The sequence below is a fragment of the Comamonas koreensis genome (assembly GCF_014076495.1).
In the GTDB taxonomy this organism is placed as follows: Bacteria; Pseudomonadota; Gammaproteobacteria; order Burkholderiales; family Burkholderiaceae_C; genus Comamonas; species Comamonas squillarum.
In genome coordinates, this window is the sequence record NZ_CP043575.1 from 2,352,558 (window position 1) to 2,371,164 (window position 18,607).

Annotated in this window: 18 protein-coding genes; 12 read left to right on the forward strand and 6 right to left on the reverse strand. The window is 63.6% G+C overall.

All coding sequences use genetic code 11. From position 1 onward, the window contains the following. The first annotated feature begins 161 nt into the window (after positions 1–161). From F0Q04_RS10530 to F0Q04_RS10540, 3 genes are read left to right on the forward strand one after another with little or no spacing between them, the layout of a single operon-like run. Positions 162–914: a 2Fe-2S iron-sulfur cluster-binding protein gene (locus tag F0Q04_RS10530; protein WP_198424367.1), complete on the forward strand. Its 753-nt coding sequence runs from the start codon at positions 162–164 to the stop codon at positions 912–914. Continuing rightward, positions 901–1,893 (forward strand): FAD binding domain-containing protein, encoded by a 993-nt coding sequence (locus F0Q04_RS10535; RefSeq protein ID WP_182345366.1) that lies wholly within the window; start codon positions 901–903, stop codon positions 1,891–1,893. The genes F0Q04_RS10530 and F0Q04_RS10535 overlap by 14 nt, the downstream gene beginning before the upstream one ends. 18 nt (positions 1,894–1,911) lie before the next feature. Beyond that, complete coding sequence (locus F0Q04_RS10540) at positions 1,912–4,098, forward strand: xanthine dehydrogenase family protein molybdopterin-binding subunit (protein ID WP_182345367.1); 2,187 nt, start codon at positions 1,912–1,914, stop codon at positions 4,096–4,098. A gap of 51 nt (positions 4,099–4,149) precedes the next feature. Here F0Q04_RS10540 and F0Q04_RS10545 read toward each other — a convergent pair whose 3' ends face one another. The 3 genes from F0Q04_RS10545 to F0Q04_RS10555 form a co-directional block, all read right to left on the reverse strand. Further along, positions 4,150–5,121, reverse strand: a complete 972-nt coding sequence (locus tag F0Q04_RS10545) for an XdhC family protein (RefSeq protein WP_182345368.1) — start codon at positions 5,119–5,121, stop codon at positions 4,150–4,152. Beyond that, entirely contained in the window at positions 5,108–5,713 is a 606-nt protein-coding gene (locus F0Q04_RS10550; RefSeq protein WP_182345369.1) for a nucleotidyltransferase family protein, read from the reverse strand. The genes F0Q04_RS10545 and F0Q04_RS10550 overlap by 14 nt, the downstream gene beginning before the upstream one ends. 318 nt (positions 5,714–6,031) lie before the next feature. Beyond that, the gene (locus F0Q04_RS10555; protein WP_409935144.1) at positions 6,032–6,973 is read right to left on the reverse strand and encodes a LysR family transcriptional regulator; all 942 of its coding nucleotides are present in this window, start codon (positions 6,971–6,973) and stop codon (positions 6,032–6,034) included. A 104-nt stretch (positions 6,974–7,077) separates the two neighbouring features. Here F0Q04_RS10555 and F0Q04_RS10560 point away from each other — a divergent pair, with 104 nt between their 5' ends. The 4 genes from F0Q04_RS10560 (at position 7,078) to F0Q04_RS10575 (ending at position 12,336) form a co-directional block, all read left to right on the forward strand. Then, positions 7,078–8,214, forward strand: a complete 1,137-nt coding sequence (locus F0Q04_RS10560; protein ID WP_182345370.1) for an iron-containing alcohol dehydrogenase — start codon at positions 7,078–7,080, stop codon at positions 8,212–8,214. A gap of 112 nt (positions 8,215–8,326) precedes the next feature. Continuing rightward, a complete protein-coding gene (locus F0Q04_RS10565; protein WP_182345371.1) occupies positions 8,327–9,658 on the forward strand; it encodes an MFS transporter in 1,332 nt (443 codons plus the stop codon). 134 nt (positions 9,659–9,792) lie between these two features. Continuing rightward, positions 9,793–11,385 (forward strand): aldehyde dehydrogenase (NADP(+)), encoded by a 1,593-nt coding sequence (locus tag F0Q04_RS10570; RefSeq protein WP_182345372.1) that lies wholly within the window; start codon positions 9,793–9,795, stop codon positions 11,383–11,385. Positions 11,386–11,850: 465 nt separating this feature from the next. Then, positions 11,851–12,336: an ASCH domain-containing protein gene (locus F0Q04_RS10575; RefSeq protein WP_232539582.1), complete on the forward strand. Its 486-nt coding sequence runs from the start codon at positions 11,851–11,853 to the stop codon at positions 12,334–12,336. A gap of 314 nt (positions 12,337–12,650) precedes the next feature. Here the strand turns inward: F0Q04_RS10575 and F0Q04_RS10580 are convergent, their stop codons facing one another. Then, the gene (locus F0Q04_RS10580) at positions 12,651–13,142 is read right to left on the reverse strand and encodes a hypothetical protein (protein ID WP_182345373.1); all 492 of its coding nucleotides are present in this window, start codon (positions 13,140–13,142) and stop codon (positions 12,651–12,653) included. A 295-nt stretch (positions 13,143–13,437) separates the two neighbouring features. Next, positions 13,438–14,187: an SDR family oxidoreductase gene (locus tag F0Q04_RS10585; protein WP_182345374.1), complete on the reverse strand. Its 750-nt coding sequence runs from the start codon at positions 14,185–14,187 to the stop codon at positions 13,438–13,440. Positions 14,188–14,317: 130 nt separating this feature from the next. Here F0Q04_RS10585 and F0Q04_RS10590 point away from each other — a divergent pair, with 130 nt between their 5' ends. Then, positions 14,318–15,235 carry a LysR family transcriptional regulator gene (locus tag F0Q04_RS10590; protein ID WP_182345375.1) on the forward strand — a complete coding sequence of 306 codons (918 nt, stop codon included), beginning with the start codon at positions 14,318–14,320 and terminating at the stop codon, positions 15,233–15,235. A gap of 85 nt (positions 15,236–15,320) precedes the next feature. On the opposite strand, the gene F0Q04_RS10595 is transcribed toward F0Q04_RS10590, so the two are convergent. Beyond that, positions 15,321–15,617, reverse strand: coding sequence for a hypothetical protein (locus F0Q04_RS10595; protein WP_182345376.1), 297 nt, complete (start codon positions 15,615–15,617; stop codon positions 15,321–15,323). A 50-nt stretch (positions 15,618–15,667) separates the two neighbouring features. Between F0Q04_RS10595 and F0Q04_RS10600 the strand changes: the two genes are divergently transcribed. From F0Q04_RS10600 to F0Q04_RS10615, 4 genes are all read left to right on the forward strand, one after another. After that, on the forward strand, positions 15,668–15,979 hold the full coding sequence (locus F0Q04_RS10600) for a hypothetical protein (RefSeq protein ID WP_182345377.1): 312 nt from the start codon (positions 15,668–15,670) through the stop codon (positions 15,977–15,979). 184 nt (positions 15,980–16,163) lie between these two features. Then, the gene (locus F0Q04_RS10605) at positions 16,164–17,201 is read left to right on the forward strand and encodes an aliphatic amidase (protein ID WP_182345378.1); all 1,038 of its coding nucleotides are present in this window, start codon (positions 16,164–16,166) and stop codon (positions 17,199–17,201) included. Positions 17,202–17,274: 73 nt separating this feature from the next. Continuing rightward, positions 17,275–17,757 carry an AmiS/UreI family transporter gene (locus F0Q04_RS10610; protein WP_021027504.1) on the forward strand — a complete coding sequence of 161 codons (483 nt, stop codon included), beginning with the start codon at positions 17,275–17,277 and terminating at the stop codon, positions 17,755–17,757. Between the two features lie 5 nt (positions 17,758–17,762). Beyond that, the gene (locus F0Q04_RS10615) at positions 17,763–18,605 is read left to right on the forward strand and encodes a CbbQ/NirQ/NorQ/GpvN family protein (RefSeq protein ID WP_269780265.1); all 843 of its coding nucleotides are present in this window, start codon (positions 17,763–17,765) and stop codon (positions 18,603–18,605) included. Positions 18,606–18,607: the final 2 nt, after the last annotated feature.

The following is an 18,607-nucleotide window of genomic DNA, read 5'->3' on the forward strand; positions in this document are numbered from 1 at the left end:
CCAAGCCCGCATGCGTCGCCAAGAACGTAGCCGCTTGGGGCCCGCCCTGCCGAATCGCAAGCGCCTCCCGGCGCGCAATCAAGGAAACCACGATGACACATTCCGATGATGCTGATTTCCCCGTCGAGCTGAGCGCCGACGAAGCAGCCTTGCTCCAAGAAATGCCGCAACTCCAGGGGGTGGGCCAGGCAAGGCGCAGCTTCATGATCCATTCGGCTGCAGGCAGTGTGGGGCTGTTTGCCGCAGATCTGCTGGCGCAGGAGGCCGCCCTGGCGCAGATGCCGCTGGCCGAAGGCGCGGCGGTGGCGCCCATCAAAGCGCAGAACGTCGTCAAGGTGGCTTTCCAGGTCAATGGCGTGCCGCAAACGCTGGAGCTCGATTCGCGGGTAGTGCTGCTGGATGCGTTGCGTGAGCGGCTCGCGTTGACGGGCTCCAAGAAAGGCTGTGACCAAGGGCAATGCGGCGCCTGCACGGTGCTGGTAGACGGCCAGAGGGTGCTGTCCTGCCTGACCTTGGCGGCGACGCTGGAAGGGCGCGAGGTGACCACGATCGAGGGCCTGGCCCAAGGCGATCAACTGCACCCAGTGCAAGCGGCCTTCATCAAGCATGACGGCTTTCAGTGTGGCTACTGCACGCCAGGGCAGATCTGCTCGGCCGTTGGCGTGCTCGCGGAGGCCCAACGCGGCCATGTCAGCCATGTCACAGGTGATGTGCGCAAAACCACGACCCGCCTGACGAACGACGAGATCAAGGAGCGCATGAGTGGCAACATCTGCCGCTGCGGTGCCTACCCGGGCATCGTCGCTGCCGTGCAAGAGGTCCATTCAGGCAGGCAAGCTGCCAAGACCTGGGGCTATGCCACGGAGACGCAAACCGCCTCGGCAGGCAAGGAGGATGGCCATGCGACCGTTTGAATATCTGCGGGTGGCCGATGCTGCCGCTGTTGCCTCCGCGATGGTGGGCGTGCCGGGAGCCAGGTTTCTCGCTGGCGGTTCCAATCTGGTCGATCTGATGAAGGAAGATGTGGAGCGGCCCACGCGCCTGGTCGACATCCGCCAGCTACCGCTTCGGCAGATTGAGCGCAGCCGCGCGGGTCTGTCTCTGGGTGCGTTGGCGACCAATACCGAGACGGCCAACCATCCGCTGGTCCGCGAGAACTACCCGCTGCTGACCCAGGCCATCGTGGCTGGCGCCTCGGGGCAGTTGCGCAATATGGCGACCAATGGCGGCAATCTGCTGCAGCGCACGCGCTGCAACTATTTCTACGACACCGCCACGCCTTGCAACAAGCGCGAGCCTGGCACAGGCTGCGGCGCGCGCGAAGGGCTCAACAAGATCCATGCCGTGCTCGGATGGAGCGATGCCTGCGTTGCCACCTATCCCGGCGATATGGCCAATGCGCTGGTTGCGCTGGATGCCAGTGTTCGGGTGCGGGCGACCGACGGGCGCGAGCGCTTGATCCCGATCACGGAGTTCCACCGTCTGCCAGGCGATACACCCCAGCGGGACAACAACCTGGAGCATGGCGAGCTGATTTTGGCCATTGAGTTGCCGGTCGCGGCTGCGCAATTTGCCCAGCATTCGCACTACCTCAAGGTGCGTGATCGCAGCTCCTACGCCTTCGCAATGGTGTCGGTGGCTGCAGCGCTGCAACTGGAGGGCGGCACCATCGGCCAGGCGCGCGTGGTGCTGGGCAGTGTTGCCCACAAGCCCTGGCGCAGCGCGGAGGCCGAGGCGGCCTTGGTGGGCCAGCGTGCCAACGAGGCGACCTTCGCCAAGGCGGCCCAGGCGGCGCTGAGCGGTGCCAAACCGCTGGCCCACAACGGCTACAAGGTGGAGCTGGCTCAACGTTCCGTGGTGCGCGCGCTGATGCGTGCTGCCAAACTCGGTTAAGGGCGAAGGAGAATCACCATGGCACGTTATCTAGGTAAAGAGACGACCCGCGTGGACGGGGTCGCCAAAGTCACCGGCAAGGCCAAGTACGCAGCTGAGTTCCAGGTGCCGCATGTCGCCTATGGCTTTGTTGTGCTCAGCACGGTGGCCAAGGGGCGCATCACCGCGATTGACACCCGCGCCGCCGAGCAGGCCGCAGGCGTGGTGCGCGTTTTTACCCACCTCAATGCCGGGCGGCTGGGCAAGGCGCCCGCTGCCGATGCCGCTCCGCAATGGGCCTGGCCGCTGCAGTCGGACCGGGTGTTCTTCAACGGCCAGCCGATCGCGCTGGTGGTGGCCGAGAGCTACGAGCAGGCGCGCTATGCGGCGCGGCTGGTCCAGGCCAGCTACCAGAGCGAGCCCCCTACCACCGCGTTGGAGACGGTGCTGGACCAGGCCAAGCCCTCGTCGGACAACACACCCCCACGCGGAGATCCGTCAAAGGCACTGCAGGCAGCGGCGGTTCAGGTCAACGCCGAGTACCACATCCCCATCAACCACCACAATCCGATCGAGCCGCATGCCGCGATCGCATTTTGGGAGGGTGACAAGCTCACCGTCTTTGACAAGACCCAGAACGTGTATGGCGTGCAAAAGCACCTGGCCGAAGGGCTGGGCGTGCCCGCAGAGAACATCCGCGTGGTGTCACCCTTTGTGGGCGGCGCCTTTGGTTCATCGCTCAAGCCCAATTACTACCCCTCACTGACAGCGATGGCGGCCCGCGAACTCAAGCGGCCAGTGAAGCTGGTGCTGACGCGCACGCAGATGTTCACCGGCCACGGCTACCGGCCACAGACGATCCAGAAAGTCAGGCTGGGTGCGGACGCTAACGGCAAGCTGCAAGCCATCATTCAGGAGGCCTTCCATAACACCTCCTCGTTCGAGGTGTTCTCGGACAACACCACCGGCTTTCTCAAGCAGGTGTATGCCTGCGAGAACCTGGACATGCCGCTGAAGGTGGCCGCCACCGATCTGGCCACCCCCACCTGGATGCGTGCGCCCGGCGCTGTCAGCGGAATGTTTGCGCTGGAGAGCGCCATGGACGAGCTGGCGTATGCGCTGAAGATGGACCCGATGGAGCTGCGCCTGGTCAACTATGCCGAGGTGGATCCGGTCAGCGGCAAGCCGTTTTCCAGCAAGGCGCTGCGCGAGTGCTACCGCCTGGGCGCCGAGAAGTTCGGCTGGAAGAACCGCAAGCCCGAGCCCCGCTCGATGCGCGACGGCAAGCTGCTGGTCGGCTGGGGCATGGCATCGAGCGTGTGGGGGGCCATGCAGATGCCCGCGAGCGCCAAGATCACCTTCCGCCAGGATGGGACGGCCACCGTGTCCAGCGCGACCAGCGATATCGGCCCGGGCACCTACACCGTGATGAGCATGATCGCTGCAGAGTTTCTGGGCCTGAAGCTGGACCAGGTGACCTTTGAGCTGGGTGACACGCGCCAGCCCCAGGCACCGGCGCAGGGCGGCTCCTGGACCACCTCCAGTGTCGGATCGGCCGTGCGCGGTGCGGCGCTGACGATCACCGCCAAGCTGCTGGATTTGGCCAACCGCGATGCCAGCTCGCCATTGCGGGGTGCCAGCGCTGACGACGTGGAGATGCTCGACGGCCGCTTGCGGCTCAAAAGCGATGCTGCGCGCGGGGTGGATATCGCCGATGTCATGCGCAGCACCGGTACGAGCGAAATCACCGAGGTCTACAAGTCAACACCGTCGCCCGAGCGTGACAAGTACGCATCGCTCGCCCATGGCGCGCAGTTTGTCGAGGTGAAGGTGGACCCTGATCTGGGAACCGTCAAGGTCACCCGGGTGATCGAGATCACTGCCTGCGGCAAGATCCTCAACCCCCTCGCTTCGCACAGCCAGGAGATAGGCGGTGTGGTCTGGGGCATTGGCATGGCGCTGGAAGAGGCGACCGAGGTGGACCACCGCACCGGGCGCATGATGACCGCTAATTTGCAGCACTACCATGTGCCGGTGAACGCGGACATCCACGCCATCGAGACGGTGTTTGTCGAAGAGGACGACACCATCGTCAACCCGCTCGGCGTCAAGGGCATGGGCGAGCTCGGCATGGTCGGCATCCCGGCGGCCATCGCCAATGCCGTCTACCACGCCACCGGCAAGCGCATCCGCAGTCTTCCGATCACCCCGGAAAAACTGCTGTAAGCGCAGAGGGTCGGGCCGTGCACCGGCTCGCTGCGGCCAACCTGGGCGCAGTCAGGCGCTGTGTCGCAAGATGCCGTTCTTGACTGCCAACACCTCTGCCATGGCGCTCACCGCGATCTCGGCGGGGGTTTTGCTGCCAATATGCAGGCCTACGGGAGAGTGCAGTCGCTGCAGCGCATCCTCTGTCGCGTCAAAATGCTCGCTGAAGCGCTGCTTGCGGCTGTGTGCGTTGCGCCGCGATCCGATGGCACCCACATAAAAGGCAGGGCTGTACAGCGCTTCAAGCAGCGCAAGGTCATCGAGCTTGGGGTCGTGGCTCAGCGCCAGAATGCAGCTGCGCGTGTCCGGCTGCATGCTGCGCACGGCGTCGTCCGGCATCTCGGTGCTGAGCTTGGCGCCTGCCACCGACCAGGTGTCGTGGTGCTCGATGCGCGGATCGCAGACCGTCACCTCAAAATGGTTGAACAGCGCCATCACGGCAACATACTCTGCCAGCGCGCCCGCGCCGATGAGCAGCATGCGGTACTGGGGCCCGAGCGTGACCGACAGGCTCGCACCATCAAAATGCACAGCCGCCGGCGATGAGGTCTCTGCCAGGCGGACCAGACCAGAGTGGCAGTCCACCGTGCGCTGCACCAGTTGCCCGGCATCGAGGCGCTGCACGAGGTCGTCCATCACCGAGAGCGCAGGCGCAAACTCGAGCAGCAATTCCAGGGTGCCGCCGCAAGGCAGGCCAAAGCGGTGGGCCTCGTCTGCCGTTACGCCGTAACGCACGAGCTCGGGCCTGGACTGCCGCATGCAGGCGTCACCATAGGCACTGGTGTAGCGATGGACCAGGTCGTCCTCAATGCAGCCGCCTGACACCGAGCCGACACACGGTCCGTCTTCGCGCAGGGCCATCATCGAGCCCACCGGACGGGGTGATGACCCCCAGGTTTTGACCACCGTGACCAGCATCACGCGGTGCCCGCTGGCCAGCCAGTCGCGCGCACTGCGCAACACCCGTGCATCAACGTTTTCCAAGGCTGGCCTCCTGCCCAAAGTTTCCGCTGGTCAGCAGCGCTTGTGCCCGCGCCAGGTCATCGCAGGTGTCGATATCGATGGCGATGCCGGGATCATCGAGCTGCAAGGTGTGCGCCGTTCCCGCTTGCCGATGGCTGCGCACAACGGCGCTGGCCCCCGTGTCGCCCTTCAGCTGCAGCAATGCCTCACGGCATGTTCTGTCAAAGCCGACCGGGTGACCTTGCTGCTGTCCGCATTGCGGCACCACCACTGGATAGGTGGCCAGGCTCAGCGCTACCGCCATCAGGCTCTGCGTGCGAACCAGGGGCAGGTCGCCGGGCAGGATAAGCCAGCCATTGGCGTCGGCAGTCGCTGCCACGCCGCGCGCGATGGAGTGGCCCATGCCATCGATGTGGGCAGCCGGCGGGGCCGCAGCGGGGCGCACGACATAGTAGGCAAGCCCCGATGCAACGACGCTGCGCAGCACCTGTTCCAGCACCGTCACGTCGCCGAGCATCGCGTCGAGCTTGTGCGTGGTGCCGCCCGAACGCGCAAAGCGCCGTCCTTGGCCTGCGGCCAAAACAAGGACCGTGGGGCGGAGGGGTTGCAGCATTTGGCTAGACCGCTGCATATCTGCGTGGCCTGGGCGGGGGGCTGACGGCCAGCCTCCCGGCCCAGCGCGGAGCGTTGAAATCATGCGGAGGCACAGGCAGCTCTTTCATCAGGTGGGCGCGATGCATGGCGCACCACAGGGGGTTTCTTCTGCTCAATTCTCAACGAAGCCATCGCTGCAACTCATTAGTGAAGCTAATAAGTGTATTAAGTGCACATGCGCCAGCAATCTCCTGTACACAGGCAATCTCTGTAAGACCCCATCGATAGGGGCGGGGTCGCGCTGTCTCATGGTTTGGCCCACAGGCTTAGGCGTCCGTCACGCCTCTGCCGCGCCGCCGCACAGCGCCTCCACCAACAGCCCCAGCGCGGCACTTTGGGGGGCGCCTTTGCGCAGCACCAGCTCATAGGGCTCGCTGCGCGATTGCAGGGTCAGATCGATGGTGCCGACCAGGCCATTGCGCGAGAAATAGGTCGCGATGTCGTCGGAGACCAGGGCCACCAGGTCGTTGTTGCGGCCGAGCATGGTGACGGTGGCCAGGGCCGACGTGGTCTCGATCAGGTGCGAGGGGAAGTGCAGCCCCGCTTCGTGGAACTCGCGCTCGAGCAAGCGTCGCATGGGCATGCGGGCGCGGTAGACCAGCCAGCGGCTGTCCTGCAGGTCCTGCAACTGCACGGCCTTGGCGCCCATCGCAGGGTGGCGCACGCTGGCGATCACCGACAGCGACTCCTGCTTGATGAACAGCGACTCATAGACCTCGGGCGTGCGGCTGACCGAGGAGCGGCAGATGGCGGCATGGATCTGGCCGCGCTCGATCATGCCCAGCAAGGTCTCGCTGGTGTCCTCGATGATCTCCACCGACATATGCGGCTGGCGCGCCAGCACGTTCGACAGCGCGTCGGACAGCAGCGGCACCGCGCCCATGATGGTGCCAATCGCCAGGTGGCCGCCCACGCCGCTGGCGATGGCATCGAGCTCAAAGCGCAGCTGGTTGATGTCCGACTGGATCAGGCGGGCAAAACGCAGCGCGCAGTGCCCGGCCTCCGTCGGGATTAACCCTCGGTTTGTGCGCTCGAACAGGTCCACCTGCAAGGTCGATTCCAGCTCGCGCAGCGCCTTGCTGGCGCCCGGCTGGGTGAGGCCGACTCTGTCCGCAGCGCCAAGCAGGGAGCCGCTTTCCTCGATGGCGATGAGCAGGCGCAGCTGCTTGGCATGCAGGCGCGACATGACGGAATTGAGGCTGGGGATGCTGCTGGCCATGAATAAAAGTTATATCGGTATGGGAAGCCGTCAGTGTACCGAATGGGCCGTGCTGCCTAGACTTCGGGCCTTCTGATAGCAATGGATATAACTGTTAAAACGTTATGGCTCTGATCAACTATGTGACTGAAGTGCGCTTTGGCGCCGGTGTGCTGGCGGAACTGAAGGAAGTGTGCGAGAAGCTGGGTATTACCAATCCTTTGATCGTGACCGACAAGGGTGTGGAGGCGGCCGGCATCATCGACCAGGTCAAGCAGGCGCTGGGCACGGCCCGGTTCGGCGTGTTCAACGGCACGCCGCCCAACCCGTCGGAGACGGCCGTGCGCGCTGGCGTCGAAGCGCTTAACAGCAGCGCCTGCGACGGCATCATCGCCGTGGGCGGCGGCTCGTCGATTGACCTGGCCAAGGCCGTGGCAGTATCGGCCCGCCATGAAGGCCCGCTGCGCCAGTTTGCGCTGATCGAGGGCGGCGCACTCAAGATCACCGCGGCCACCTTGCCCATCATTGCCGTGCCCACCACGGCGGGCACCGGCAGCGAGGTAGGGCGTGGCGCCATCATCATCCTGGACGATGGCCGCAAGGTCGGCATCCTTTCGCCCCATGTGATTCCCAAGGTTGCCATCTGCGACCCCAACCTGACCCTGGGCCTGCCCGCAGGCCTGACGGCCGCCACCGGCATGGATGCGATTGCACACTGCATCGAAACCTTTCTGGCGCCGTCCTTCAACCCGCCGGCCGATGGCATTGCGCTCGATGGCCTCTGGCGCGCCTGGCGCCATATCGAGGTGGCCTTCCGCGATCCCGCCGACGTGGAGGCGCGTACCAACATGATGAGTGCCTCGCTGCAAGGCGCGCTGGCCTTCCAGAAGGGCCTGGGCTGCGTGCACAGCCTCAGCCATTCGCTGGGCGGCATCAACCCCAAGCTGCACCACGGCACCCTCAACGCCATCCTGCTGCCGGCGGTGATCCGCTTCAACCGGGGTGCAGAGTCGGTGGTGCGTGAAGACAAGATCGCCCGCCTGGCACAGGCCATGGGCTTGGCCGAGGGCGTGTCGGTGGAGGAAGCCCTGGTCACCAAATCCCGCGCGCTGCAGCTGCCCACGGGCCTGGCCGAGCTGGGTGTGAGCGAGGACCTGTTTGAGCGCATCGTCAAGGGCGCACTGGCCGACCACAGCCACCGCACCAACCCGCGTGAGGCCAGCGCAGACGACTACGTCGAGATGCTGCGCCAGTCAATGTAATCCGGCTTTTTCTACAAAACAGACGCAAGCCCGGCCCGCCGCCGCAACGGCCGGCAGGCCGCAGGCTTGCGCACAGGCAGACATTCATAAATCAACAACCCGAGGTGGAGACATGGGCAGCAGCTCTCTGAATCACACGGCCACGATGGCCGACAAGGAAACCATGGTTCCGGATGCGGAACGCAAGCGCGCGCTGATTGGCAGCGCCGTGGGCAGCACCATCGAGTGGTACGACTACTTCCTCTACGGAACCATGTCGTCCATCATTTTTGCCAAGCAGTTCTTCCCCAGCGACAACGCGCTGGTCAGCCAGATGCTGTCGCTGGCCACGTTTGCGCTGGCCTTCCTGATCCGCCCGATTGGCGGCGTGATCTTCTCCCACATCGGCGACCGCATTGGCCGCAAGAAGACCTTGGCGATGACCTTGTCGATGATGGGCCTGTCAACCGTGCTGATGGGCCTGCTGCCCAACTATGCGCAGATTGGGATCTTGGCGCCCATCCTGCTGACGGTGTTGCGCCTGCTGCAAGGCCTGGCGCTGGGCGGCGAGTGGGGCGGTGGCGTGTTGCTGGCGGTCGAGTACTCGCCCCGCAAGAAGCGCGGCTTCTACGGCGCGGTGCCACAGACCGGTGCGGTGCTGGGCCTGGCACTGGGCAATATCATCACCTCGCTGCTGAGCGCGAGCATGAGCGAAGAGGCCTTCCTGTCCTGGGGCTGGCGCATTCCGTTTGTGGGCTCCATCGTGCTGGTGATGGTGGGCATGTGGATCCGCAATGCAGTGGGCGAGACGCCATCGTTCAAGAAAATCCAGGCCAGCCGCAGCAGCGCGCCCATTCCGATCAAGCAGACCCTGCAGTTCCACTGGCGCGAAGTGCTGATCGCCATCGGCGCCAAGGTGGTGGAGACCTCGACCTTCTTCCTCTACGCCACCTTCACCATCTCGTACATGATGGACCACGGCTTTGCCCGCGCGACGATCCTCAATATCGTGCTGGTCTGCGCGCTGATCGCCTTCCCCTGCATGCTGTTCTTCGGGCACCTGTCGGACAAGATCGGCCGCAAGAAAGTCTTTATCGGCGGCAGCATCGCCTTCATGCTCTGGATCTTCCCGTACTTCTGGCTGCTCGATCAAAAATCCGTCTGGGCAGCAGCGCTGGCCGTCGGTGTGGGCCTGGGCATCATCTGGTCCAGCTATGGCGCGATGATCGGCACCCTGTTGGCCGAGGCCTTCCCGCCGGACATCCGCTACACCGGCATGTCGCTGGGCTACCAGATTGGTGCAGCCCTGGTGGGCGGCCCGATGCCGCTGATCGCCACCGCGCTGATTGCTTACTACAGCGGCAGCTATGTGCCGGTGGTCATCTTCCTGGTGCTCTGTGCGCTGGTGTCCATCGTCGCCGTGGGCGTTGCCCGCGACCGCAGCGGCCTGCCGCTGGACGAGTGATGGCCTGAATGCCTGCCTAAGTGGCCGGACCTGCCGCAGCGCTGCTGGCCTGCGGTGGGTCTTGCCATGCTGGGCGCGCTACGCGCATCCCCTTCATCTTTTCCCCCAAACGCAACTTCTTGAGGAAACCCTCCATGCAGATCACTGGAGACATGGTCATTGGCTACCGCAGCCTGCGCGGCACCAGCGGCAGCCAACGCGCCTTCAACCCCACACTGAACGCACCCATCGCCGAGCCCGCGTTTGGCCTGGGTGGCAAAAACGAAGTCGAGCTGGCGGCCAGCCTGGCCGCTGCCGCTTTCGATCCCTACCGCCATCTGCCTTTGGCGCAACGCGCTGCCTTTTTGGAGGCGATTGCCGAAGAAATTCTGCAGCTGGGCGATGCACTGATCGAGCGCGCCCATGCGGAAAGCGGCCTGCCCATCGCCCGCTTGGCGGGCGAGCGCGGCCGCACCGTGGGCCAGTTGCGCCTATTCGCCCAGGTGGTGCGTGACGGGCATTTCTTGAGCGCCGCCATCGACACCGCCCAGCCCGATCGCCAGCCGCTGCCCCGTGCCGATCTGCGCCTGACCAAGATCCCGCTCGGCCCGGTGGCGGTGTTTGGTGCCAGCAATTTTCCGCTGGCGTTTTCGGTGGCCGGTGGCGATACCGCATCAGCACTGGCCGCTGGCGCACCGGTGATCGTGAAAGCGCACAGCGCACACCTGGGCACCTCGGAGATGGTGGCGCGGGCGGTGCAAAAGGCCGCGCAGCGCCAAGGCATGCCCGAAGGCGTTTTCTCGCTGCTGGTGGGCGCAGGCCGTGAGCTGGGCGAGGCGCTGGTGGCTCACCCCGAGATCAAGGCCGTTGGCTTTACCGGCTCGCGCCAAGGCGGGCTGGCGCTCTTGCGCATCGCCAACAGCCGCGCCGAGCCCATCCCTGTGTATGCCGAGATGAGCAGCATCAACCCCGTCTTCTTGCTGCCCCAGGCGCTGGCCGCGCGGCCCGAGGCCCTGGCCCAGGGCTTTGCCGATTCGCTGGCGATGGGGGCAGGGCAGTTCTGCACCAACCCCGGCCTGGTGCTGGCCGTCGACAGCCCTGCGCTCACGACCTTCATCAGTGCGGCAGCTACGGCCATCCGTGCCAAGGGCGCGCAAACCATGCTGACCGCCGGCATCCACCAAGCCTATGAGGCCGGCCGTGCGCAGGTGCAAGCCGCCGCTGGTGTGGAGCAGCTGGCCGCCGGCGTGGCCGCAGACCATGACAACGCAGCCCAGGCCGCGCTGTATGTGACCAGCGCGCAAACCTTGTTGGCGAATGAAGCCTTGCAGTCGGAGATGTTTGGCCCCGCCTCCATCGTCGTCAAAGCCAGCAGTGTGGAGGAGTTGCTGCAGGTCGCCCAGCAGCTGGAAGGCCAGCTCACCGCCACCTTGCACTTGGAGCAGGGCGACCACGACAGCGCCCGCGCCCTGCTGCCGGTGCTGGAGCGCAAGTGCGGCCGCATCCTCGTCAATGGCTTCCCCACCGGCGTCGAAGTGAGCCACGCCATGGTCCACGGCGGCCCCTTCCCCGCTACCTCCAACGCCATGTACACCTCCGTTGGCGCCAGCGCGATCGACCGCTTCCTGCGCCCGGTCTGCTACCAGGACCTGCCCGATGCGCTGCGACCGGTGGCTTTGCAAAATGACAATGCGTTGGGGCTGTGGCGCTTGGTGGATGGGCAGCCTAGCCAGGGGGCGGTGGGCTGAGGTGGGATTTTTGGGGAGCGGTGAGGGCTCTCTTGAATAGCAAGCCTGGCGTTCCATGGCATTCCACCGCATATGGGGGAGCCTGGCTTGTGCGGAGGCCGGACGCATCACTGCTTGCGCCTGTTGGAAGTTGTGAGAACTGCTTGGTGCTTCGGCTTTTTTGCAGTTGCGCCAGCTGGGATTACGCATATGAAGCGAAAAGCAGGCCGAGTCTTTGCGCGCGGGGAGCCCCTGCGTAGCGGCATCCGCACACCGGTGAATGCAAACGCCTGAAGTAGGGGTTCCGGGCTGCCCATGGTGGTTCTCGGTTTCGTTGGGCGCACGCGCTGGGCGGGACTATTTATACTCGGACGTTTGTACGTTCGTCCCGTTTCAAATCTGGCGCCTTTCAAGCGCCATCAGTCATCAGACTATGCCGTAGGTATTGCGGTTGGCACGGCGCTGCAGCGCACAACATCTAGCACCATGACCATCCCAGCTCACGTTCTCTCGATGTGGTCCGCATACTCTTTGGAGCAAGGCGGAATCCAGGAAGAAAGGTTCTACGAAGCCTTCGGCTTTGGCGACTCTCCGACATTGGCCGATGAACTCGGGCAGCTCGTGCTGTCCGGCATCAAGCGCGCCACTGCCGGATCCGTCTGGTCCTACGAGTCATCTGGCAAAGGTGTGCCCAAGCCCGGTGACTTGAGCGTCGTAACCGACTCCAATGACATCCCGCTGTGCATCATCGAGACGGTTCAAGTCGATATCGTGCCGTTTAGCGCTGTCACTGAGGAATTTGCAGCAACGGAGGGCGAAGGGGATGGCTCTCTGGCCTACTGGCGTGAAGCGCATTTTGCGTACTTCAGCAGAGAATGCGAAAGCACAGGTCGCTCGTTCGATGAAGACATGCTGCTGGCCTGCGAGCGATTCCGCGTGGTCTATCCACAAGTGGCACGCAGCACGGCCTGACCCTCTGCTCAAACGGCGTGCACAGGTTGGCCCTCTGCTTCACATCTGGCTCATCCCCCATCCGAAACAATCTCCGTCTCTGGTGTGCCAAAGCGGTCCAGCGGGATTTGCGTCTGGATGCCGGCTGCCATGGCCTTCATTCGATCGGGGCCAGGCCTAGCTTACGGTAGAGGGGACGTGCTGACAGCGCTGCGGCTCACGACGCGCACGCGCACGCCTTGGGTGCGCAGCTCGGCCGACGTGAGCCACCGAGGGTGGCATATGAATAAGCGCTGCCGACCCAAGCATCCGGGCGAGCTGGTGCGGCCTGAAGCTCATTCCTCGCCGGGACGCGGATAGCCTGCATCGGCCCAACGTTGCGCCGACGCTCGGCTGAGGCTATGGTCCGGCCTGACGCGAACCTTGGCCAACTCACTGCCATCCTCTGCGGTGGCGGTAAGGGTCGCGGAGGGATTGTCCTCGTCGGGCTCAATATCGAGAGAGATGGTCACGCGCGATCCATTCACCAAGATCTGGATGTCCTTGTGCAGCTGGGCCGCCAGGTGCTGCTCATGCCGCCGCATGACTTCGTGGGCAGTCTTGACGAGGGTGTTGAAAGCAGAAACGTCAAGCGGCTTGGGATTTTTCTTGTCGCGGCCCATCGTCCATGGCCCCACCAGGCTTGGCTCGGCCTGGCCGTCCTGGGTCATGGCAACCGCCCAGCCATCGTCGTCTTCATTCTTGATGACGCGGGCCTCCCAGCCGTTGTGATGCCAAAGGCGATCTTCGAAGACTGATGCAGCTTCTTGTTGGAGCTCTTCGGACATTTCTGGACCTTTGTGAAAACTACCAAGGTCAGAATTTTACTGTTTATTCATACAGTTTCGCGTGCATGGGTCTTTTCCGAAGTGAATCCACTTCTTTCAGCGGAGCGTCCAGCAAGGCTGGAGTTCAGAGTGGCGGACACCAACGATCCACGTAGCGCGGGTTGCGTCGATCGGTTGAATTCGCAGCCAGAAGCTGTCACTGGCCGCAAAAACTATAACTGCAACCTCTGGCTCAAGGTGGTTCTTGCGACGCAGCAGCTCCAAACCATCGCTCTGGAACCCACAGCCCCTCGCTTCACATCTGGCTCATGCCCCCATCCGCAATGATCTCGGTGCCCACAATAAACCCGGACTCCTTGGACACCAGGTGCAGCACGGTGGCGGCGATTTCTTCCGGCGTGCCAAAGCGGCCCAGCGGGATCTGCGTCTGGATGTCGGCGGCCATGGCCTTGGCCTGTTCGGGTGCCAGGCCCAGCTTGCCGTAGAGCGGCGTGCTGACGGGGCCGGGGCTCACCACATTCACGCGCACGCCCTGGGGCAGCAGCTCGGCCGACAAGGTCTTGGCCAGGGAGATCAGCGCGGCCTTGCTGGCGGCGTAGACGCTGGAGTTGGGCATGCCGATGTGGGCGTTGATCGAGCCGTTCAGCACGATGGATCCACCACGCGTCATCAGCGGAGCGAGGCGCTGGATCAGAAAGTAGGGGCCTTTGACATTGGTGTCAAAGCTGCTGTCCCACAGCGCTTCATCGATCTGCGGCAGCGGGCCGAACTTGGCCACGCCGGCGTTGATGAACACGCCATCGATCACGCCCATCTGCGTTTGCAATTCGGCCACCAGTGCGGCCTGGGCTGATACATCACCGGCTTCGCTGACCAAGGCCAGCGCGTTGGGGCCCAGCTCGGCCTTGACGCGGGCGAGGCTCTCGGCATCGCGGCCGGTGATCGCTACGCGGGCGCCTTCACGGGCAAAGGCGATGGCGGCTGCGGCGCCAATGCCACTGCTGCCACCGGTGACTAAAATATTCTTTCCTTCAAAGCGGTTCATGGTATTTCCTTCGGTTTTTTCGTTGATATCTTGCTGGGTTATCAGCCCAGTTGTTGAGCCGATGAATGAAGTATCTGACGATGGGTGGCGCTACAGACACCAGCATTTCGCTCGTGCAAAAATATCGAATATGTTGAGTCTGGAAGATTTACAGCTTCTCGAAGCGGTGCGCGCCACGGGCAGCTTGTCGCGCGCGGCCGAGCGCCTGGGCAAGGCTGCGTCCACCGTGTCCTATGCCGCGCGCCAGCTGGAAGAGCGGCTGGATGCCCTGCTGTTTGACCGTGCGGGCTACCGCATCGCGCTCACGCCAGCGGGCTTGCTGCTGGTGGAGCAGGGCGCGCAGCTGCATGCGCAGGCGCGGCGGCTGACGGAGCGGGTCAAGCAGGTGGCGCGGGGCTGGGAGTCGGAGCTGCGCATCGTGACCGACGAGCTGGCCAATACCGAGGCACTGCTGCCGCTGATCGCCGACTTTGATGCGCTCAACAGCGGCGTGCGCCTGCGCATTGCCCATGAGGTGCTGGGCGGCACCTGGGAGGCTTTGCTGGACCAGCGCGCAGATCTGGTGGTGGCTGCCACGAACGAGCCGCCCGCGATGGCGCATCTGCAATGGTTTGAGCTGGCGCAGCTCGAATGGGTGTTTGCCGTCTCGCCGCGCCACCCGCTGGCACGCAAGGCACAAGACGGGCGGCCCCTGTCGGTGGAGGCCATTGCCGCGTACCGCTCGGTCGTGGTGGCCGATACCTCGCGCCTGGCGGTCGCGCGCAGCTATGGCGTGCAGACGCACCAGGAGCGCCTGGCCATGCCCAGCATGCGCGCCAAGATCGCCGCGCAGGTCGCGGGCCTGGGCGTTGGCTGGCTACCGCTGGAGAAAGTGCGCGATCACCTGGCCCAAGGCAGCCTGGTGGCCCTGGCCACGCAAGACCCGCGCGAACCCAACCTGCTGTTTGTCGGCTGGCATTCGCACCGCGCGGGGCCTGCGCTGCAGTGGTGGGTGGACAAGCTGCGTGACCCGCGTCTGGTGGGGCCATTGCTGCATAGGAACTTTTGAGTTGGCCGCTTGGTACTGCAAAGATGAGGGCCAAGGCATGGTCAAGCGACGGTGTCAGCCCGGCTGCGCTCGGATGCCCGTGCCGTCATTCGTCTCGGAGCAGCTGCGCATATTTTCTGTATCCCCACGCGGCTGCAACGACCACGCCAATGCCGACGCCCCAACCCACAGGCACCCCCAAGCCGAAGATCAGCAGAAACATCAAACCAACGCAGACCAGGGCAATCCACAGCAAGCTGACGACATCAAAATGCGCGACCGCCATGGCGTCATCGGCGATGTCGCGCTTGGCATGGCCTCGCTTTTCGCGCTGGCGCCTGAGCACCAACACATCGGCGAAGAACTCCGCAACGCCGGCGAGAAGATCGGTGACAAGGCTCATGGTGGAAGAGATTCCCTTGCGATGCTATGGGGGGATGGTGCTATCGGCAGATGGTTGGCCAACTGCTGCTGGTCACGATCGCGAATGTAGCCGATAAACAAGAAGTCCGATGGGCTCGATGCGGGCCGTTGCACGAAGATGCGCCACGGATTTGTTCCAGGCTCGCATGGTTCTTGCCCATTTTCTCGCTGCGCGGCTCGCCAATTACCACCATCGCTCAAACGCTGCAACCGGTAGATGTTCTAGGCGGGTATGGCCACAATCGTTCTACCATTGTCTGGCGGCGGACAAACGCCACGCAGATTTCGTTGCAGATATTGACATCAGCTGCCAAGGTTGCCAGCGCAGATGTCCGGCAATAAAGCCCGAATCGATTCATTCCAGAGTCGATTCGGGCTTTTTTTTGTTCGTTTTTTGGTATTCCCGTTTTTCGGACCAGGCCTTTGGTCCGCTGGCGGAGCTTTGCCTACGCTGCTTTGAAACCCCTGCGCTGCGGCTGCCAGCCGGACAGGTCGCACTTTTTTCTCATTAACTTGGAGCACAGCCATGAGACACGGAGATATTTCGAGCAGCAATGATTGCGTAGGGGTAGCAGTGGTCAACTACAAGATGCCACGCCTGCACACCAAGGCCGAGGTTCTGGACAACTGCCGCAAGATCGCAGACATGGTGGTGGGCATGAAGCGAGGGCTGCCGGGCATGGACCTGGTGGTGTTTCCCGAGTACTCCACGCACGGCATCATGTACGACTCCAAGGAGATGTACGAGACCGCCTCTGCCATTCCCGGTGAAGAGACGGCCATCTTTGCCGATGCCTGCCGCAAGGCCAATGTCTGGGGGATTTTCTCGCTCACTGGCGAGCGCCATGAAGAGCATCCCAACAAAGCGCCCTACAACACCCTGATCCTCATGAACAACCAGGGCGAGATCGTGCAGAAATACCGCAAGATCATGCCCTGGGTGCCTATCGAAGGCTGGTATCCCGGCGATTGCACCTATGTCAGCGAAGGCCCCAAGGGGATGAAGATCAGCCTGATCATCTGTGACGACGGCAACTACCCGGAGATCTGGCGCGACTGTGCGATGCGCGGTGCCGAGCTGATCGTCCGCTGCCAAGGCTATATGTACCCGGCCAAGGAGCAGCAAATCCTGGTGTCCAAGGCCATGGCGTTCATGAACAACACCTATGTGGCCGTGGCCAATGCGGCAGGCTTTGATGGCGTCTACTCCTATTTTGGCCACTCCGCCATCATCGGTTTTGACGGCCGCACCTTGGGCGAGACCGGCGAAGAGGAGATGGGCATCCAGTACGCGGAGCTGTCCAAATCGCTGATCCGCGATGCACGCAAGAACGGCCAGTCACAAAACCACCTCTTCAAACTGGTGCACCGCGGCTACACCGGCACCATCAATTCTGGCGATGGCGACAAGGGCGTTGCCGCCTGCCCCTACAGCTTCTACAGCCAGTGGGTCAACGACCCCGAAGGGACGCGGGAGATGGTCGAGTCCTTCACCCGCACGACGGTGGGCACCCCTGAATGCCCGATAGAAGGGATTCCTCACGAAGCGCCCCAGCACCGCTAAAGCCGCATCCCCAGTGGGCATGGCCGCCCGGTATCGAGCAGCCATGCCATCCGATAAAAACAAGGAGACAAACATGCTGGGTATCGCACTTTTTTTCATTGGCATGGTGCTGATCGTCAACGGTATGGGCCTGAGCGGCCGCATCGACGCGCGGGACTCTGCGCCTGTCAATCTGCTCGTGGGTCTGCTGGCTTTGTTCATCAATGCCGTTGGCATTCTTCGTGCAGACACGGACCCTGACTATTTCGCTGCCGCAGGAGGCCTGCTTTTTGCTTTCACCTACCTGTACCTGGCGGTGGTGCAGTGGTGGGCGCTCAAAGGCGTGGGCCTGGGTTGGTACTGCCTGTTTGTGGCGGTCAGTGCGCTGGCCTTTGCCGCCGCTGCCGGTGATATCCGCGTCATCGCCATGTGGCTGGTCTGGGCGAGTCTGTGGTTTTTCTTCTTTCTTGCGCTGGGGCTCGGCAAGCAGCTGCGCTTTCTGGCGGCCTACACGGTGCTGGTGGGCATTGTGACCTGCTGGATTCCAGGTTTGATGTTGTTGATGGGGAAATGGTGAACATGATGAATGCAAAAGACCCGCTGCATGCCGCCCGCGGCGATGATCCGCTGGCCGGGTACCGCATGGCCAAAGAGCCGTTTTACCGGCCCGCCCGCAATGAGATCTCGCTGTACGAGCAGGCCTACCGCCACCGCATGCCGCTGATTCTGAAAGGCCCCACGGGCTGCGGCAAGACGCGCTTTGTCGAGCGCATGGCCTGGGCGCTCCAGCGCCCGCTCATCACGCTGGCCTGCAACGAAGACATGACCGCCTCTGACCTGGTCGGCCGCTACCTGCTCGACGCCCATGGCACGGCCTGGCATGACGGGCCGCTCACCATGGCGGTGCGCTACGGTGCCATCTGCTACCTCGATGAGGTGGTGGAGGCCAGGCAGGACACGACGGTCGTCATCCATCCGCTGACCGACGCGCGCCGCGTGCTTCCCCTCGACAAGAAAGGCGAAGTCGTGCATGCACATCCGGATTTTCAGCTGGTGGTCTCCTACAACCCGGGCTACCAGAGCAGCGCCAAGGACATGAAGCCCTCGACGCGCCAGCGCTTTGCCGCGCTGGAGTTTGACTATCCCGATGCCGCCACCGAGTCCGACATCGTCGCGCACGAAGCGGGCATAGCGCCTGCGCTGGCCGAGCGTCTGGTCGCGCTGGCCCACAGCACGCGCGCGCTCAAGCACCATGGCCTCGATGAAGGTGCCTCCACCCGCATGCTCATCTACGCCGGCTTGCTGATACGCGATGGCGTATCGCCCGCCGACAGTTGCGACATGACGATCACGCAGGCCTTGACGGATGACCCCGACACCTGCCAAGCGCTGAAGCAACTCGTGCAAGCCAAATTTGCAAGCTAAAA

Excerpts from the sequence above, each read along its gene's own strand:
- F0Q04_RS10555 (WP_409935144.1), bottom strand. The coding sequence starts at position 6,973 with ATGGCCAGCAGCATCCCCAGCCTCAATTCCGTCATGTCGCGCCTGCAT.
- F0Q04_RS10560 (WP_182345370.1), top strand. The coding sequence starts at position 7,078 with ATGGCTCTGATCAACTATGTGACTGAAGTGCGCTTTGGCGCCGGTGTG.
- F0Q04_RS10590 (WP_182345375.1), top strand. The coding sequence starts at position 14,318 with ATGTTGAGTCTGGAAGATTTACAGCTTCTCGAAGCGGTGCGCGCCACG.
- F0Q04_RS10615 (WP_269780265.1), top strand. The coding sequence starts at position 17,763 with ATGAATGCAAAAGACCCGCTGCATGCCGCCCGCGGCGATGATCCGCTG.
- F0Q04_RS10595 (WP_182345376.1), bottom strand. The coding sequence starts at position 15,617 with ATGAGCCTTGTCACCGATCTTCTCGCCGGCGTTGCGGAGTTCTTCGCC.
- F0Q04_RS10580 (WP_182345373.1), bottom strand. The coding sequence starts at position 13,142 with ATGTCCGAAGAGCTCCAACAAGAAGCTGCATCAGTCTTCGAAGATCGC.
- F0Q04_RS10530 (WP_198424367.1), top strand. The coding sequence starts at position 162 with ATGCCGCAACTCCAGGGGGTGGGCCAGGCAAGGCGCAGCTTCATGATC.
- F0Q04_RS10610 (WP_021027504.1), top strand. The coding sequence starts at position 17,275 with ATGCTGGGTATCGCACTTTTTTTCATTGGCATGGTGCTGATCGTCAAC.
- F0Q04_RS10550 (WP_182345369.1), bottom strand. The coding sequence starts at position 5,713 with ATGCTGCAACCCCTCCGCCCCACGGTCCTTGTTTTGGCCGCAGGCCAA.
- F0Q04_RS10540 (WP_182345367.1), top strand. The coding sequence starts at position 1,912 with ATGGCACGTTATCTAGGTAAAGAGACGACCCGCGTGGACGGGGTCGCC.
- F0Q04_RS10605 (WP_182345378.1), top strand. The coding sequence starts at position 16,164 with ATGAGACACGGAGATATTTCGAGCAGCAATGATTGCGTAGGGGTAGCA.
- F0Q04_RS10585 (WP_182345374.1), bottom strand. The coding sequence starts at position 14,187 with ATGAACCGCTTTGAAGGAAAGAATATTTTAGTCACCGGTGGCAGCAGT.
- F0Q04_RS10570 (WP_182345372.1), top strand. The coding sequence starts at position 9,793 with ATGCAGATCACTGGAGACATGGTCATTGGCTACCGCAGCCTGCGCGGC.
- F0Q04_RS10535 (WP_182345366.1), top strand. The coding sequence starts at position 901 with ATGCGACCGTTTGAATATCTGCGGGTGGCCGATGCTGCCGCTGTTGCC.
- F0Q04_RS10565 (WP_182345371.1), top strand. The coding sequence starts at position 8,327 with ATGGGCAGCAGCTCTCTGAATCACACGGCCACGATGGCCGACAAGGAA.
- F0Q04_RS10600 (WP_182345377.1), top strand. The coding sequence starts at position 15,668 with ATGGTTGGCCAACTGCTGCTGGTCACGATCGCGAATGTAGCCGATAAA.
- F0Q04_RS10575 (WP_232539582.1), top strand. The coding sequence starts at position 11,851 with ATGACCATCCCAGCTCACGTTCTCTCGATGTGGTCCGCATACTCTTTG.